The 15312-nt window shown below is 62.9% G+C and carries 14 protein-coding genes; 5 read left to right on the top strand and 9 right to left on the bottom strand.

Annotated features, from left to right (window positions below; genetic code table 11):
• Positions 1 to 25: 25 nt before the first annotated feature.
• From gatB to QUW00_RS04345, 7 genes are all read right to left on the bottom strand, one after another.
• Positions 26 to 1711 (bottom strand): Asp-tRNA(Asn)/Glu-tRNA(Gln) amidotransferase subunit GatB, encoded by a 1686-nt coding sequence (gene gatB / locus QUW00_RS04375; protein ID WP_289613179.1) that lies wholly within the window; start codon positions 1709 to 1711, stop codon positions 26 to 28.
• Complete coding sequence (gene gatA, locus QUW00_RS04370; protein WP_289613178.1) at positions 1708 to 3222, bottom strand: Asp-tRNA(Asn)/Glu-tRNA(Gln) amidotransferase subunit GatA; 1515 nt, start codon at positions 3220 to 3222, stop codon at positions 1708 to 1710. Before gatA ends, gatB begins: the two co-directional genes overlap by 4 nt.
• The gene (gene gatC, locus QUW00_RS04365) at positions 3222 to 3533 is read right to left on the bottom strand and encodes an Asp-tRNA(Asn)/Glu-tRNA(Gln) amidotransferase subunit GatC (protein ID WP_289613177.1); all 312 of its coding nucleotides are present in this window, start codon (positions 3531 to 3533) and stop codon (positions 3222 to 3224) included. The genes gatA and gatC overlap by 1 nt, the downstream gene beginning before the upstream one ends.
• Positions 3534 to 4103: 570 nt before the next feature.
• Positions 4104 to 4352: an HPr family phosphocarrier protein gene (locus QUW00_RS04360; protein ID WP_289613176.1), complete on the bottom strand. Its 249-nt coding sequence runs from the start codon at positions 4350 to 4352 to the stop codon at positions 4104 to 4106.
• A 218-nt stretch (positions 4353 to 4570) separates the two neighbouring features.
• The gene (locus QUW00_RS04355) at positions 4571 to 5107 is read right to left on the bottom strand and encodes a PTS sugar transporter subunit IIA (RefSeq protein ID WP_289613175.1); all 537 of its coding nucleotides are present in this window, start codon (positions 5105 to 5107) and stop codon (positions 4571 to 4573) included.
• 200 nt (positions 5108 to 5307) lie between these two features.
• Complete coding sequence (locus QUW00_RS04350) at positions 5308 to 5787, bottom strand: S-ribosylhomocysteine lyase (RefSeq protein ID WP_289613174.1); 480 nt, start codon at positions 5785 to 5787, stop codon at positions 5308 to 5310.
• Positions 5788 to 6470: 683 nt separating this feature from the next.
• Positions 6471 to 7448 (bottom strand): hypothetical protein, encoded by a 978-nt coding sequence (locus tag QUW00_RS04345; protein WP_289613173.1) that lies wholly within the window; start codon positions 7446 to 7448, stop codon positions 6471 to 6473.
• A 618-nt stretch (positions 7449 to 8066) separates the two neighbouring features.
• Here QUW00_RS04345 and QUW00_RS04340 point away from each other — a divergent pair.
• Positions 8067 to 9176 (top strand): GTP 3',8-cyclase MoaA, encoded by a 1110-nt coding sequence (locus tag QUW00_RS04340; RefSeq protein WP_289613172.1) that lies wholly within the window; start codon positions 8067 to 8069, stop codon positions 9174 to 9176.
• Positions 9177 to 9182: 6 nt separating this feature from the next.
• Entirely contained in the window at positions 9183 to 10547 is a 1365-nt protein-coding gene (gene moaC / locus QUW00_RS09355; RefSeq protein WP_354003405.1) for a cyclic pyranopterin monophosphate synthase MoaC, read from the top strand.
• Positions 10548 to 10603: 56 nt separating this feature from the next.
• Here moaC and QUW00_RS04325 read toward each other — a convergent pair whose 3' ends face one another.
• Both QUW00_RS04325 and QUW00_RS04320 read right to left on the bottom strand, forming a co-directional pair.
• Positions 10604 to 11659, bottom strand: coding sequence for a Gfo/Idh/MocA family protein (locus QUW00_RS04325; protein ID WP_289613171.1), 1056 nt, complete (start codon positions 11657 to 11659; stop codon positions 10604 to 10606).
• A 148-nt stretch (positions 11660 to 11807) separates the two neighbouring features.
• Complete coding sequence (locus QUW00_RS04320; RefSeq protein ID WP_289613170.1) at positions 11808 to 12188, bottom strand: PTS-dependent dihydroxyacetone kinase phosphotransferase subunit DhaM; 381 nt, start codon at positions 12186 to 12188, stop codon at positions 11808 to 11810.
• 630 nt (positions 12189 to 12818) lie between these two features.
• On the opposite strand from QUW00_RS04320, the gene QUW00_RS04315 reads away from it, so the two are divergent.
• The 3 genes from QUW00_RS04315 (at position 12819) to QUW00_RS04305 (ending at position 14929) form a co-directional block, all read left to right on the top strand.
• Positions 12819 to 13853 (top strand): SPFH domain-containing protein, encoded by a 1035-nt coding sequence (locus tag QUW00_RS04315; protein WP_289613169.1) that lies wholly within the window; start codon positions 12819 to 12821, stop codon positions 13851 to 13853.
• Between the two features lie 60 nt (positions 13854 to 13913).
• Positions 13914 to 14093 (top strand): Arc family DNA binding domain-containing protein, encoded by a 180-nt coding sequence (locus QUW00_RS04310; protein WP_289613168.1) that lies wholly within the window; start codon positions 13914 to 13916, stop codon positions 14091 to 14093.
• A 647-nt stretch (positions 14094 to 14740) separates the two neighbouring features.
• The gene (locus QUW00_RS04305; protein ID WP_289613167.1) at positions 14741 to 14929 is read left to right on the top strand and encodes a hypothetical protein; all 189 of its coding nucleotides are present in this window, start codon (positions 14741 to 14743) and stop codon (positions 14927 to 14929) included.
• The last annotated feature ends 383 nt before the right edge of the window (positions 14930 to 15312 follow it).

Genomic DNA, 15312 nt, shown 5'->3' with positions numbered 1-15312 from the left:
TTCTTCTTATAGGGTAGGTCGCTGACTACGACAGGCTCTTCCTGAGCAGCTCGTTGAACAGCTTGGGGTTGCCCTGGCCACGGCTCGCCTTCATGCACTGGCCTACCAAAAAGCCGAGCACCTTCTGGTTGCCGTCGCGGTACTGCTGGGCCTGATCGGCGCAGCACGCGAGCACGTCGTCCACGATGGGCTGCAGCGCGCCGGCGTCGCTCACCTGGCGCATACCGTGCTCATCGACGATCTTCTCGGGATCCTCGCCGCTTTCGGCCATGAGGCCGAAGACCTCGTGCGCCTGGTTGGAGCTGATGGCGTCCTCGGCGAGCAGCTTGGCAAGCGACGCCACCTGCGCCGGTGCGATGCCGCAATCCGCGATGCCGCCATCTACGCCCTTCAGGTATGCCGCCAGCTCGTTGACGATAAGGTTTGCCACGGCCTGCGCCGGTTTGCCGGAAAGCCCCGCCGCGGAGGCCTCGAAAAACGTCGCGGTCTCGGGGTCACCGGCAATCTGCTCGGCATCGGCACGCTTGATACCGAAGTCCGCCTCGTAGCGGTCGCGCTTGGCGTCGGGCAGCTCGGGAATCTCGGCACGACAGTGCTCGATGAACTCGTCCGACAAATCAAACGGCGCCAGGTCGGGATCAGGGAACAGGCGGTAGTCGTCGGCCGTCTCCTTGACGCGCATGACCACGGTGCGCTTACGGCCGGGCTCCCAGTGGCGTGTCTCCTGGTAGATGATGCCGCCCTCCTCGAGCACCTCGGCCTGACGGCAGATCTCGTAGGCAAGGCCGTCATGCAGGGCCTTGAAGGAGTTCAGATTCTTGAGCTCGGTCTTGGTGCCGAGGCGCGTCTCGCCACGACGACGCAGGCTCACGTTGCCGTCGCAGCGCATGGAACCGTGCTCCATGGAGCAGTCGGAAATGCCCAGCGTCAAGAAGATGCGGCGCAGCTTCTCCATGAACAGGCGCGCCTCCTCGGGCGTGCGCAGGTCAGGCTCGGTGACGAGCTCGATAAGCGGCGTGCCGCAGCGGTTGTAGTCGATCAGCGACTCGCTGGCCGCCGCGATACGGCCCTCCTCGCCGCCCACATGTACCATCTTGGCCGCGTCCTCCTCCATATGGATACGCAGGATGCGGATGGGCACGGTATAGGAGCCGTCCTCGTGGCGCTCGGGCAGCGCCAGGTTGGCTGTATCGTATCCGCTCATGGCAGACAGCGCGCCCGCGGACTCCCCACCCGTGCGCATCTGCTGAGCCATGGCGGTCGAGAGCCCCTCGGCGTTCGCCGACGCACTCGCGAGGCTCGCGGCCTCGGCCTCGCCGAACGCGCAGTCGGGACGCTCGGCGGCTCCGCGGCCCGTGACCTCCAGGTCCAGACGACCGTGCATGCAGAAGGCCACCGGGCCCTGCGTGGTCTGGAAGTTCTTGGCCATATCGGGATAGAAGTAGTGCTTGCGATAGAACATCGAGCGCTTCTGAATCTCGCAGTTGGTGGCAAGACCGGCCTTCACGATGCTCTCGATGGCGCGCTTGTTGGGCACCGGCAGCGCGCCCGGCAGGCCGAGACACACCGGGCAGACGTTCGCGTTGGGCTCGTCGTCATGGGAGAGCTTGCAGTTGCAGAACATCTTGGTGTCGAGCGTCGTGAGCTCGGTGTGAATCTCGAGACCGATCACGGCCTCCCAATCTTTCAGGACCTCGGAAAGCTCCTTCATGCCAGCTCACCCCCCTTCCCGGCAAAAACAGGCGCAACGGCGAGCGCGGGCGTACCGTCGGCACCGGTGAAAGCGCGCTCCAACGCGGCAGCGAACATGAGCAGCGTGCGGTCCTTGAAGGCGGGGCCCACGAGCTGCGCGGCCACCGGCAGGTGCGACGTGGCACCCAGCCCCAACGGCACGGAGATGCCGCCGTTGCCCACGATGTTGATCGAGATGGTATACAGGTCGGACAGGTACATCTGGGTGGGGTCGGAGATCTCGCCGTGGCGCCACGCGGTCCGCGGGCTAGCCGGCATGAGGATGACGTCGCACTTCTCGTAGGCAGCCGCATAGTCGGCCGTGATGAGCGTACGGGCCTTCTGCGCAGCGTAGTAATACTTGTCGTACACGCCGCTGGACAGCAGGTAGGCGCCGAGCAGCTGGCGGCGCTTGGCCTCGTCGCCAAAGCCGTGGGCGCGCGACAGGGAGCTCTGCGTATCCAAGTTGGGGCAGTCAGGCTCCTGGTAGCCGTAGCGGATGCCGTCGAAGCGCGCCAGGTTGGAGAAGGCCTCCGCCGGACCGATGACGTAGTACGCGGCGATAGCGGCGTCCAGATGCGGCAGGTCGACCTCGACGAGCTCGGCACCGGCCGACTCGAGCGCACGAGCGGCCTGCTGGACCGCGTCGCGAACCTCGTCCGTCAGCCCCTCGGCCTCCATGAAGGCAGGGATGATACCCACGCGGCGGCCCTCGATGGAATCACCCAGGTGCTCACAGAAATCCACCGCGCAGTCCTGGCTCGTGCCGTCATAGGGGTCGTGGCCCGCGCCCACGAGCGCGTTCATGGCGAGCGCTACGTCCTCCACGGTGCGGCCGAACGGACCCACCTGGTCGAGCGAGCTGCCGAAGGCGACCACGCCGTAGCGCGACACCGCGCCGTAGGTCGGCTTGCATCCGACCACACCGCACAGTGCAGCCGGCTGGCGAATCGAGCCGCCGGTGTCCGAGCCGAGCGCGAGCGGCACCTCGCCCGCGGCGACCGCAGCTGCCGAGCCGCCCGACGAGCCGCCCGGGATGCGCTGCGTATCCCACGGGTTGTTCGTGGGATGAAACGCCGAGCTCTCGGTGGACGAACCGAAAGCGAACTCGTCCATGTTGGCCTTGCCCACCGGAATGCACCCCGCATCGAGCATGCGCTGCACGCAGGTGGCGGTGTAGACGCTCTCGTAGTTCTCGAGCATGCGGGAGGCGCAGGTGGTGCGCGTTCCCACAAGGTTCATGTTGTCCTTGATCGCCAGCGGCACGCCCGCAAGCGGCGGCAGGGTCTCGCCGGCGGCGCGGGCGGCGTCGATGCGGTCGGCGGCGGCGAGCGCCAGCTCGGGCGAAACCTGCAAAAACGCCTGGACGGCGTCCTCGCGGGCGGCGATGGCGTCAAGCGAGGCGGTCGCCACCTCGCGCGCCGTGAACTGCCCCGCAACGATACCCGTGGCGATCTGCGCGGCGGTCAGGGAGTCGAAACTCGTCGCCATCAGCGCTCACCTCCCTCGCCCAGAATCGAGGGCACGCGGAAGAACCGGTCGCGGCTGCTCGCGGCGTTTTCCAGCGCCACGTCGAGCGGCAGGTCGCGTGCCGCGAGCTCGGCGTCCTCGCGCATCACGTTCGCAAGGTCGCCGATGGGGTGAAACGTGGGTTCCACATCGGGCAAATCGTAGTCAAGCACGGGCGCAAGCATGTCCACCGCATCGTTGAGGTATGCGGTCATCTGCTCGAGCTCGCCGTCATCGAGCGCGATGCGGGCGTATTCCGCGATGCCGCGCACGTCGTTAGGGCTGAGCGCCATGGGCACTCCCTTCGTGGTATCAGTCGAACGCTCACCATTATACGCAAGCGTGCCGCTCCACCGCGATGGAGTGGCAATGGAAACAGTTGGGGCCCTGACGTCTCATGCAGCTTCCAGGCGCGCCGCTGCGCCCATGCTGATTCGGGGCGCGACGGTCTGATTGGGACAATTTGTTCAGATATGAAGGTCTTGACCTCGCTCGAACCCCTCGAATACTGTCCTTTTGGCCGTCTTGAGGCCTCTCAGCGGACCCTTCTGTCGCACTATCCAGTACTCATAAACTAAGCTGCTGTCTTTTTAATGTTCATTGCAGCCGTAATTTGTCGTCAACCTTCATATCTGAACAAATTGCCCACCTTGCCGCGCACGCGAAACAAGGTCGGCGTTATTTCACGCGCTGCATCGCGAAAAGCCCCCTGATTCCGGAAGGACCCCAAAGTCTCGCTACATGGAATTGTCGTCTGACCCGATGTCTTCACACCTGCAAACAACGCGAGGGTGCCGCAGCGCATCGCCACGACACCCTCGTCGCACATCGAAAACTGGGGGACGAACCCCGGCAAGCTCTCCTTACGGCAGAACCTTGAGAAGCGCCTCTTTGGTTTCCTCCTCGTTGCCGCCCACGATCAGGATGTCGATCAGGTCGCCCTTGTTGGCATCGAGCTCGAGCATCTCCATGAGGTCACGGCCCGAGGCGGTCTTGCCGTTGAAGGTGATCTGGACGTCGCTCGAGCACTTGTTGAGCGTAAAGGCGACATCGGCGACGGGACGAGCGTGCAGGCCCTCTTCGGCTTCGATGAGATGCTGGAACTTGATCATGGCGATACCTCCTGCGTTGAAAACCACAACGGGCATTGCGGCCCTCGTTTCACTATACGCTACACTGAGACCCCGGTATGCAAGCAATTGGGGACCGTCCCTTTTGGCCGGGCGAGTGGAAACTGCCCGCGCTCTTCAAAAACAGGGCGCGGGCGACACCATCCGTGACACCCGCGCCCCATCACATCGATTCTCGATGGCGTTATAGCAGCTAAAGCCTAGCGCACGACCTTTACCACAGCGGCGCCGGCGGCAACCGTGGACTCGGGCTCGGCAGTGAGCTGGACGTCGGCGAACTCGGCGGTGTTGGACACGGCGAGCACGACGCAGTCGGGATGACCGGCGGCCTCGATGTCGGCGCGGCTCATCTTGATGACAGGCTGGCCGGCCTTGACGGTGTCGCCCTGCTTCACGTAGCCCGTGAAGCCCTTGCCGCCCATATCGACAGTGTCCACGCCGATGTGCACGAGGGCCTCGACACCGTTGTCGGCGGTGATGCCGATGGCGTGGCCCATGGTCACGGTTACGTTGCCCGAAATTGGCGCGTAGACGATCTCGTCATCGGGCCAGATGGCGCAGCCCTTGCCGACGACCTCGCCGGCAAAGACCGGGTCGGGCACGTCGGCCATCTTGATGACGCGGCCGTTCACCGGAGCGCACAGCACGTCGGCAGCCTCCTCGGCGGCGACGGCCGCGGGCGCGGCGGGAACCGCAGACTCAGCGTCCTTCTTCTTGAACATATCGAACAGACCCATGCTCAATCACTCCTTTATCATGTGCCCCGCCCCTGCGCAGGGCAACCATGGCGGCTTGATACTTTATCGCATCAAAGCACCCGAAATGCACTCAAAACCGCACGTGGGTGTATTCGGCCGGGTCAGCGGCAACGGCACGCTACCGACAAGATGGTGCCGGGTACGAACCTGTCGGGTGCATACCTGGCACGCTTTGGCGATCAGTAATGCAGACGTCCCTCGTCGGCGCAGGCGAGATCGCGCGTGAGGTAGCGCTCGGCGAGCCACCGCGCCATCGGCAAGTTCTGGTCGAGATAGTTACCGCACTCCTCGGGCGCGGCGCCTGGAATCTCGCCCTGGTAGTCGCGCACGAACTCAAACAGCTCGCGCACGAGCGGCAAGATTTCCTCGGAGGTCACCTCGCCAAACACCACGAGGTAAAACCCGGTACGGCATCCCATGGGCCCGAAGTAGACCACACGGGACGCCCATGTCGGATGGTTGCGCAGAAACGTCGCGCCCAAATGCTCGATCGTGTGGCATTCGGCCGTGTTCATGACCGGCTCGCGGTTGGGTGCGGTCAGTCGCAGGTCAAACGTGGTCACCACGGCGCCACTTTGCGGGTCGCGGTCCACGCGGGACACGTAGACGCCGGGCATGAGCGTCAGGTGGTCTACCGTAAAGCTGGCAATCTTCTCCATGCGGAATCCCCTTTCGTGCCTTGCGTCCGCATACGTCGCGCGGGCTACCCTGAATCATCGTGCAGGATAACACGTCATGCAACGTTCGTCGGCCATAGGGAGTGAGGACACAGCCTTCGCAGTCGATGGAAAATGGAGGGTGTTTTCGAATTAGGCACCAGCACATCTTGTCCACGTACCAGCACTCGGAAGCCATGCAACGCTTTCTCACCAGCGCCGAGCTATGTCACTGATTGCAACCGCGGATGCCATAAGGCCGATAGTTGTCGTACGGCAACTCCGAACTCTATTTCTGCACTTTTTTGCAGGTTATGTACCGTCATATTCCGCCACCCTGCCAAACGCCATATCTAATCGCAAAAAGTCCGCAGCTCGCGCATTATTGTACGATTCCGGTTTTCCAGCTACCGAATTGAAGCGGTACACACCTTGCATAAATCTGCAGAAATCGAACTGAGGATTGCCGCGCTCGGCCATGCCCGCATATAACTTAGCGGTAAACGACGTCCGTTATCCCCAGGCGGAATGTCTGGACACAATGACAGATAAGTCTATAAGCTCGAAATGCATTCTGATCAACCGTCTTGCTCCGCTGAGCTCCACAAAGCGGGCTCATCCCTCGAAACCGACCGCCGACACTTCAAGGCTCACGTGGAAACAGCAGCATCGCTTTTGTATGCACATCAATAATCGCGCACGCCCCTGACGAACGAATCGAACAGCTCGATCTGCCGCTCCCGGTACTCTCTCAGCGCCTTGCGCCCATCAACGCTGTCGCGTGAGACATTAAGACTCGGCTTGCGCCTTTGCTTAAGTACCTTTCGTGCCCGCTCTCCCATAAGTACCAGATAATCGAAATCTAAGATGTCAGAGGTAACGAGCGTAAAGTGCACGAGGTTTCGCACCGTCGCGATGGCATTTGCGCGGCGTCGGTCTTTGGCTGCTTTATTGTCGCCTCCGTGGGTGGAATCGGCATCATAGTCAAATGCCACATCATAGCGAGTCCTCGTGTTGAATGCGGAGATCATGATGTCGGGATACCGTGTCTCGGTCTTCACCTCTCCGAACATGTCGCGACCCGCATACACCTCGACGCTGGGGTTAAGGGTTACGGTTCCGATATGCATACCACCGTAATGACACGGCAGGCCGTAAAACATCGCGAGTCCCGATTCCTTGGGCGACAAGGCGTGCTCGACCACATAACGCAACGCTCTTCTCGCCGGACGAACCCCCTTCATACCCTTTGCGCGGTCGAGAAACCTTCCAATGCTCGACACAGAGGCAGGCCTGCGATCGGATGGCGCGCGTCGAACTACTCCGCCATCAGCAAGTGCGTCGATACGGTAATCGGAGCAGAGCGCCATCCCTGTATAGACAGCCGTTTGTAGCGTCGATCCGCACGCAACCTGCAAAAAAGCGAGCTCCGGACTCACAACGTATAGAGGAATCTCGTCCCAACAGCTTGGAATGGAAACCAGCGAGCCCTCGGGTAGTCCCCCGGTGCAAACGTGCGTGATCATATTCTTCAAATGCCTACGCTTGGAGGAATCGTCTACTAGGAAATCGAGCCTAACGCCCTCTAGACTCAAGAACCACTGAAGACGCTCGACGGATGGCGCGTCGGGCGCCGACGCGCCCGCAACCGATGCGCGGCTCATGCGTTCCCCTCGTACACGGGGAAACTCATGGCGCATATACCAGATAACAGCTGCCTTATGTGAAAGAATATACTTCATTATTAGTTATAATATCATTTTCATATTGCTTACAAATAGCTATTTACATTTTACGGATTATCCGCCATCGGGAACGATGCCGCCCTTGCTGCCACGACGAGTGGACTGGAGGCAGACTCACAATGGTCTTCTACAGTTTTTTGCGCGTTATGTACCGCTCAATTTCAGCTTCGTTGATTTCGGCACCGTAGGAGAGCTATTCAACCAGCGTTTTCGCAGATTGGAGATAAGGGGTCCTCGGTCCGCCTATGCCGTTTCTCCGTGAATCGAAAACCAGCGGTACACAACGCGCAAAAAACTGTAGAAAAGAGTCCTCGACCTGCCGCCGGGCGAAATAAAAACGAACAGGGAAGCGACTCGCCCACACGTCGAGACTCTTTTACACCCTTGCGCCTGCAGCGCAGCACCGTGGATGTTCCCGTCTGCAAACAAACACGGGGAGCGCCGTCCATCCGAACTGATAAGACAGTGTGCTCGGACGCTCAGACATCAGTGTTATTCTTGGATGAGCATCATTCAACCCGAAAGGGCGTTTGGACCTTGACGACCCCCACACAGCACGACAGCTTCGGCCGCAGCGTAACGTACCTGCGCGTATCCGTCACGGATAAGTGCAACTATCGCTGCGTGTACTGCATGCCGCCCGAGGGAGTCGCCGCCCGCGATCACACCGAGCTGCTCACCGCGGAGGAGACGGCGCATTTCATCCGCCTCGCTGCCGGCGAGGGCATCCGCCGCGTCCGCCTCACCGGGGGCGAACCGCTCGTCTCCCGCCGCCTTATCCCGCTCATCCGCGCCATCCGCGCCATACCGCAGATCGAGGACATCTCGCTCACCACCAACGGCGCCCTGCTGCCCGCGCTCGCGCCCGCGCTGCGCGACGCCGGCCTCGACCGTGTCAACATATCGCTGGACACCCTCGATCCCGAGCAATTCGTCCAGATTACCCGTACCGGTCACCTCGAGCAGGCGCTCGCTGGCATCGACGCCGCGCTCGGCTTTGGGTTCTCCCCCGTCAAGGTCAACACCGTCGTCGTGCGCCGGCTCCACCAAAACGTGCTCGGCCTTGCCCGCCTCTCGGTGGACCGCCCCATCCACGTGCGCTTCATCGAGTACATGCCAATCGGCAGCTCGTCGCACGCTGCGGGCGCCGAGCCCCACTGCCTGCCGGGCATGGGAGCGGCTCCGCTGCCGCGGTCCGCACGGGCCGACGGCGCGGCCGGGACGGCTGATTCCGTGTGCCCCGGGGCTTGGGACGAAAGCGACGTCGTCCCGTCGGCAGAGCTTGTGCAGACCATATCCGCAGCGGGCGTCGCCGCCGGCATCGGCGCGCTCGAGCCCGCCGCGAATGCCCCGGGCGGCGCAGGTCCGGCGCGGTACTGGCGCTTTCCGAACGCTGCCGGCACCGTGGGCTTCATCTCGGCGATGTCCAACCATTTCTGCGCGCGCTGCAATCGGCTGCGCCTCACCTCGGACGGAACGCTGCGACCCTGCCTGTTCTCGGACGACGAGTATTCGGTGCGCGAAGCCCTGCGCGCGCATGACGACGCCCGCGCGATTGAAATCTACCGCGCGGCGCTCGCGCATAAACCCAAAGAACACGGACGCACCGGCGGAGCCGGGCGTTTCATGTCGCAGATCGGAGGCTGATCGACCATGGGCAAGAAGATGACCGCCAAGGCAGCCATCAGGCAGAAGACGGGAGAGAAGTACCCGACCGCCGTGGTCGGCGAGCCGCAGTCCCCCGGCCAGGCCCCGCAGGAAATCGCCTCCGCGACCGTCGCCCCGACCCCTGCGGCTCACGGTGTCTCCGCGACCGTCGCTCCGACCGCCACAGCTCACGGTGCCCCCGCCGCGCCGCAACGCGACGGCGCAGGCGACGCCCTCACGCATATCGACGAGCATGGCGACGCACGCATGGTCGACGTCTCCCAAAAAGCCGAGACGCAGCGCCTGGCCGTGGCCGAAGGCTGCATCCTCATGCATCCCGAAACCCAGGCGATGGTGCTCGAGGACCGCGCGAAAAAAGGCGATGTGCTCGCCTGCGCGCGCATAGCGGGCATCATGGCCGCCAAGCGCACGAGCGACCTCATCCCCCTGTGCCATCCGCTTATGCTCACGAAAAGCGCCGTGGATATCGAAGCCATTCCCGCCAGCGGCAACGGCGCGCGCCCCGACGGCCGCGTCGGTTTCCGCGTAACGGCCACGTGCGGCATGACCGGCTTGACCGGCATCGAGATGGAGGCGCTCACCGCGGTATCATGCGCCTGCCTGACCATCTACGACATGTGCAAGGCCGTCGACCGCGGCATGGAGATCGTCGACGTGCACCTGCTGCGCAAGGAAGGCGGACGATCCGGCGTGTGGGAGCGCACCGAGCAGGTCGTGGACGTCCCGGCCGCCGATACGGGCGACGGCGCTGAAGCCGCCTCCCCGCTGCCCGGCGGACCCGGATGCGGACCGGCGGCACCCGCCATCGCGTTCATCGGATATCAGAACTCCGGCAAGACGACGCTCGTCGAGAAGGTCATCTCGCGCCTGACGCAGCGCGGGCTTCGCGTGGGGTCCATCAAGCACCACGGCGAGAAGAACATCGAGGTCGACCAGCCCGGAAAGGACTCGTGGCGGCACGCGCAGGCGGGCAGCCGCCACGTGGGCATCGTCTCACCCGGCCGCTACGCCGAATACGCGGACACCGGGGCCGAAGTCCCCGTGGAGGACCTGCTCGCACACTTCACCGATGTCGATATCGTCGTGGTCGAGGGCTATAAGACCGCGGGGCTTCCCAACATCGTCGTGAGCCGGTCGGGTGTCGATCGCCTGCGCGGCGACGACTCCTACGACCTCATCGACGGCAACACGGTCGCCATCGCATGCAACGAGCTGGTGGAGCGCAACTTCCGCGCCCGCGCGACCAAGGACGCCGGAAACGACGGCGCGGCGCGCACCCTGCCCCCGTTTTTGAGCATCAACGACGCCGCGGCCATCGTGAACTTCATCATGGCCTGGCTGGGCAAGTAGCTCGCCGTCCCCGCCAACCCCGTGTTAAACCTTCGGGGACGATCCTGCGCCTTGCGCTACGCGGCGTCGGCGGGAAACACGATACCCGCCTGGCGGCGCGCCTCGTCCATGATGTCGAGGGAGGTGCACGTGATGCGCTCGAATTCCTCGGCGTCGCGCTCGCCTCGCACGCAAGCGCAGAAGTCCTCGAGCTCATAGCACATGTTGTTGGCACAGGTGGCAAACGGCAGGGTCTCGGTCACATCCCCTTCGGTAAACTCGCCGGGCCGCGACGCCCCCGCCCGCGCACGCCCGCGCAGCACCAGCGCACCGGACAACGGCACCGAGACGCCCCGATACGTGATAGTCCCCAGCTCGCCCTCGATCTGGCAGTCGAGCATATCCTGGGTGATCTTGGAATACGAGAGCTCGGCAACCATATCCGGATAGCGTGCGAGCAGCGTGCCGGCGCCATCGATAACGCCGCCGGTCGCCTCGCAGTCCGCATCGGCGATGCGCACCGCCGCACACGATACAGCTTCGGGCACGCCGAACAGCGCTACGCAGGCCTCGACGCAGTACACGCCGATATCCATGAGGGCACCGGTCGCCAAGCGAGCGTCGAAGATGTTGGTCTGGCGCCCCGCAAGCACCTCGTCATAGCGCGTGGAATACTTGCCGAAACGCAAGCTCGCCCGGCGTATGCGCCCGATGCGCGAAAGCGTGTCGCGCAGCACCCCGTAGGCAGGGTCATGCACCGAGCGCATGGCCTCCATGACCACCGCCCTATGGCGGCGACCTGCCGAGAACAGCTGACGTGCTTGGGCAGCGTTCGCAGCGATCGGCTTCTCCACGAGCACGTGTTTGCCCGCCTCGATGCAGGCGAGGGCCTGCTCGTAGTGAAGGGCATTGGGGCTCGCGATGTAGACCGCGTCGATTGCGGAGGACGACACCACCGCATCCAGGCCGCAGAACGGCTCCGTGCCGCCGAGCCGCGACGTCACGTCGGCGGCGCGCTCGACGCTGCGCGACATGCTTCCGACGTATAGGGCATCCGAGCTTGCATGGAGCGCATCCACGAAGCTCTCGGAAATCGAGCTCGTCCCGATGACGGCAAATCGCACGCGGCCCATGAAAACCTCCTTGTGACGCCAGTAGCTCCATTGTCCCGCATGGTGACGGCAGCGGGCAAGATGCGCGCGAAGCCGAGTGGGCGAGACGGCGGTGCGACATGCGTCGAATCCGAGATGCAATGGACAGCATGTCCGTGTAACGCGCGCCCTAAAACTTGCGCAGCGACGAGAGCGATTTGAGCGATTGAACGATGGAGGCGCGATCGATGCCGGCCTGCGCCTGTACCGTCGCCTCGACGGCGCCTTCGACGAAGGGGCAGTCGGCCATGTAGACACCGGGGTCGCCCATATCCGTCAGCACCATCTTGACGACCGTGGCCGACGCGCCTATGTCCATGAGGACGATGACGCCGTCCGGCCCGTTGACGCGATTGATGGCGGCGCGCACGCGCGCGTAGCTCGTGCCGAAGGAGCCGTCGGGCATTCCTCCGGCAAGCGCGACGGGCGCGTTGGGAGCGATCACCTTGGTGTAATCGTGCAGCGCCGAGACTAGCGCTTCGGAGTGGGACACGAGCACAATGCCCACCATGGCGGTCACCCCTTTCCCCTGCAAGACCGTCATACGAGCACATGGTACCCAATTCGCACCCGTCGAAACATTCCGTCCGGTCAAAAGGAAACCGGTCCCGTTAACGACAAGCCCTTCCGGTTTCCCACGTTTCTCCCGGCGCCTCTTGGGACATTCGAACGCAAGACGCCGAACATGGACAATTTGTTCAGATATGAAGGTCCGAGAGGCCAAAAACGGGCTGATGGCGCGTCTGTGCACGTAGCGAAAAATGCTTCTAGCTATTGTTACTTTTACACAACGACATGAACACATTCTTTTATGATGTATAGCTAGAACCGGCCAGCAGAGATCGTCCCGATCACCTCTAATTCCGAGGCTGCAAACCTTCATATCTGAACGAATTGTCCGCTTTCGCGACACCCACCTGACGTCCGGCGCTACTGTCCCGCTTTTTCCCTGAACCCTTTTGAGTCACGCCGGGATACCGTTCGCCGAAAGGGTGAACGCGCCTTGACGGGATACCAATGTGATATCACAATGTAATCAACGGAACGCACGGGTTCCGTCGGGGACTGCCCTCCCCCGAAGCAATACGGGGCAGCGTCCGGGCTGTCACGCAAACGCGGACGTCGTCTGAAAGGAACTTCCATGAGCGTGGAAAAGCAGATCAAGGCTAAATCCGGTTGGGGGATGCTCGCCGTCGTCTGCGTGGCGTTTGTCGCCATCATCGTCGTATTCATCCTGAGCATCATAGGGCTGGACGCCGCTGACCGCGCGGGCACGCCCGTCAGCCCGCTGCACGGCTGGGGCTTGGGACTCAGCATCGCCGCATTCTGTCTCATTTGGATCCCCATCTGCGGATTCTTCACCCTGCAGCCCGGCCAGGCGCGCGTGTGCATCCTGTTCGGCGACTACAAGGGTACGGTCCGCGACGGTGGCTTCCGCTGGGCCAACCCGTTCTACAGCCGCTCGATGGGCACGAACGCCTCCGCCGAAGAGGCGACCGCCGAGGTCCTCTCCAAGTCGAGCCTGTCGCTCGGCAAGCAGATCAGCGTCGCCACGAAGGCGTCCAACAACCTATCGACCAAGGTGAGCGTGCGCGCCCGCACCCTGAACGGCGAGATCCTGAAGGTCAACGACAAGATGGGCAACCCCATCGAGATCGCCAACGTCGTGGTGTGGCACGTCGCCGACACCGCCAAGGCCCTGTTCGACGTGGACAACTACGAGCAGTTTGTCTCCACGCAGGCCGAGACGGCACTGCGCCACGTGGCAAGCATCTACGCCTACGACCACCTGGAGGACAACTCGGATGACGCCAGCGCCATCACGCTGCGCTCCAACATCGAGGAGGTCTCCGAGGCGCTCAAGCGCGAGCTCACGCAGCGTCTGGCCCCGGCCGGCGTAACCGTGGACGACGCCCGCCTCACGCACCTGGCGTACGCGCCCGAAATCGCCCAGGCGATGCTTCGTCGCCAGCAGGCCGAGGCCGTCATCGCCGCCCGCAAGAAGATCGTCGAGGGCGCGGTGTCCATGGTCGACATGGCCGTGAAGGAGCTCGCCGACGGCGGTACCATCGAGCTGGACGAGGAGCGCAAGGCGCAGATGGCATCGAACCTCATGGTCGTGCTGTGCGGCGAGTCCGAAGCGCACCCGGTCCTCAACACGAGCTCGATCTACTAACCCGATTCGGGGCGCAAGGAGGTATCCTTGCGCCCCGTTCCCGACGAAGCAGGTGTCCCCATGGCACGCAAGCAGTATCCACTCCGTATCGACCCTGCCATCTGGGAGGCCGTTCAGCGCTGGGCGGACGATGAGATGCGCAGCGCCAACAGCCAGGTCGAGTGGATCTTGCGCGACGCCTTGAAGCGTGCCGGACGCCTGCCCAAAAAGAAACCGAGCCCCGACGAGCACGCCGACTGATAAAGCCCCAGCGCGGTCCGCCCCTTTGCCGGCAGATGCCGGACAAAGGGGCGTTTTGCGTTTTGCGCCCATGAAGCCCATTTTGCTCCTGATTCCTTTCGGACCATTGCGGACCCGGGACGCCAAACCTGGACAATTTGTTCAGATATGAAGGTTCAGGAGGCCGAAAACGAGCCGACGGCGCATCTTCGCGCGCGGCAAGAAATGGTGCTTGTACGTAGCACTTTTACATAACTGCATGAACGCATCCTTTTATGATGCGTACTCAGAACCTGCCCGCTAGCACCAGCCCAATCCCCTCGTATTCCGGGGCCGCAGACCTTCATATCTGAACAGATTGCCCGCTTTCGCGCCGCCCGGCCGACGCTCGGCGATGCCGCCCCGCCTCTCTCCAGGCCATTTTGGGACGCGTGCCCCTTTGGCATCACAGATCGCACAGATACGTGACCGTCCCCTCGCCAAAAGGTGCCGTTCGCGACGGAGAACACGGCTTAAGCGCTTCTTCAGATTAATCCGACGCCCCTGAGGTACATTCTTAAGCGGCGCACCAAAACGACCGTCGGATGCGCTCGGATGCCATCCGGCAACGCTGAACAGGAGATGAAACGATGCGCACGGACACCAAGAGAAAAGAGGACCCTCACCTCGTGAAGACCACCGAAGCTGCCCCTTCCGCGGCGACCAAGCGCCCCAAGCGCTCAAAGGATCAGCGACTCAACCTGAAGCGCTCCTATGAGGCGTTTTTGGAAGCCACCAAGAAGGCCGGCGCATCCGCTCGAAGCGTGTGCACCCCTTCCGAGGCGTGGCCGATGCGACCGTATGCCGCATCCATCTAGGCCCTCTTGCATCTGATGCCCCGCCGTGCGGGGCGATGCGCGAGACCCCGTGCTCCCATAGGGAGCGCGGGGTCTCGCCATGCAATCGCAGCGCATAGACAATCTGCGAAGCAGTTCGGGACGAGCCTCGGGGTGTCGAGCGGTGAGGGCCGTTAACACGAGCATGTGAAGGAATTATGGTCGTCAACCCCATGTTGACGCCATGCAGGCCCACATAAGCGGAATAATCGCGCTCCAGCGCTATCCCGCGGTGCAGCGATTGCTGCAGAAATACCACTTTGACCTGCGGATTATGTGCGAGTCTTGAATGATTTCAAAATGGTTACCGATGAGCCTTGAAACCGCCTGATGGACCCTCTAGACTTGCCCTCGGCAAATCGGTG

It is taken from the genome of Collinsella tanakaei (assembly GCF_030373545.1).
GTDB lineage: Bacteria > Actinomycetota > Coriobacteriia > Coriobacteriales > Coriobacteriaceae > Collinsella > Collinsella tanakaei_C.
Note: the sequence above shows the minus strand (reverse complement) of the source record. Positions and strands in the feature narration are given on the sequence as shown.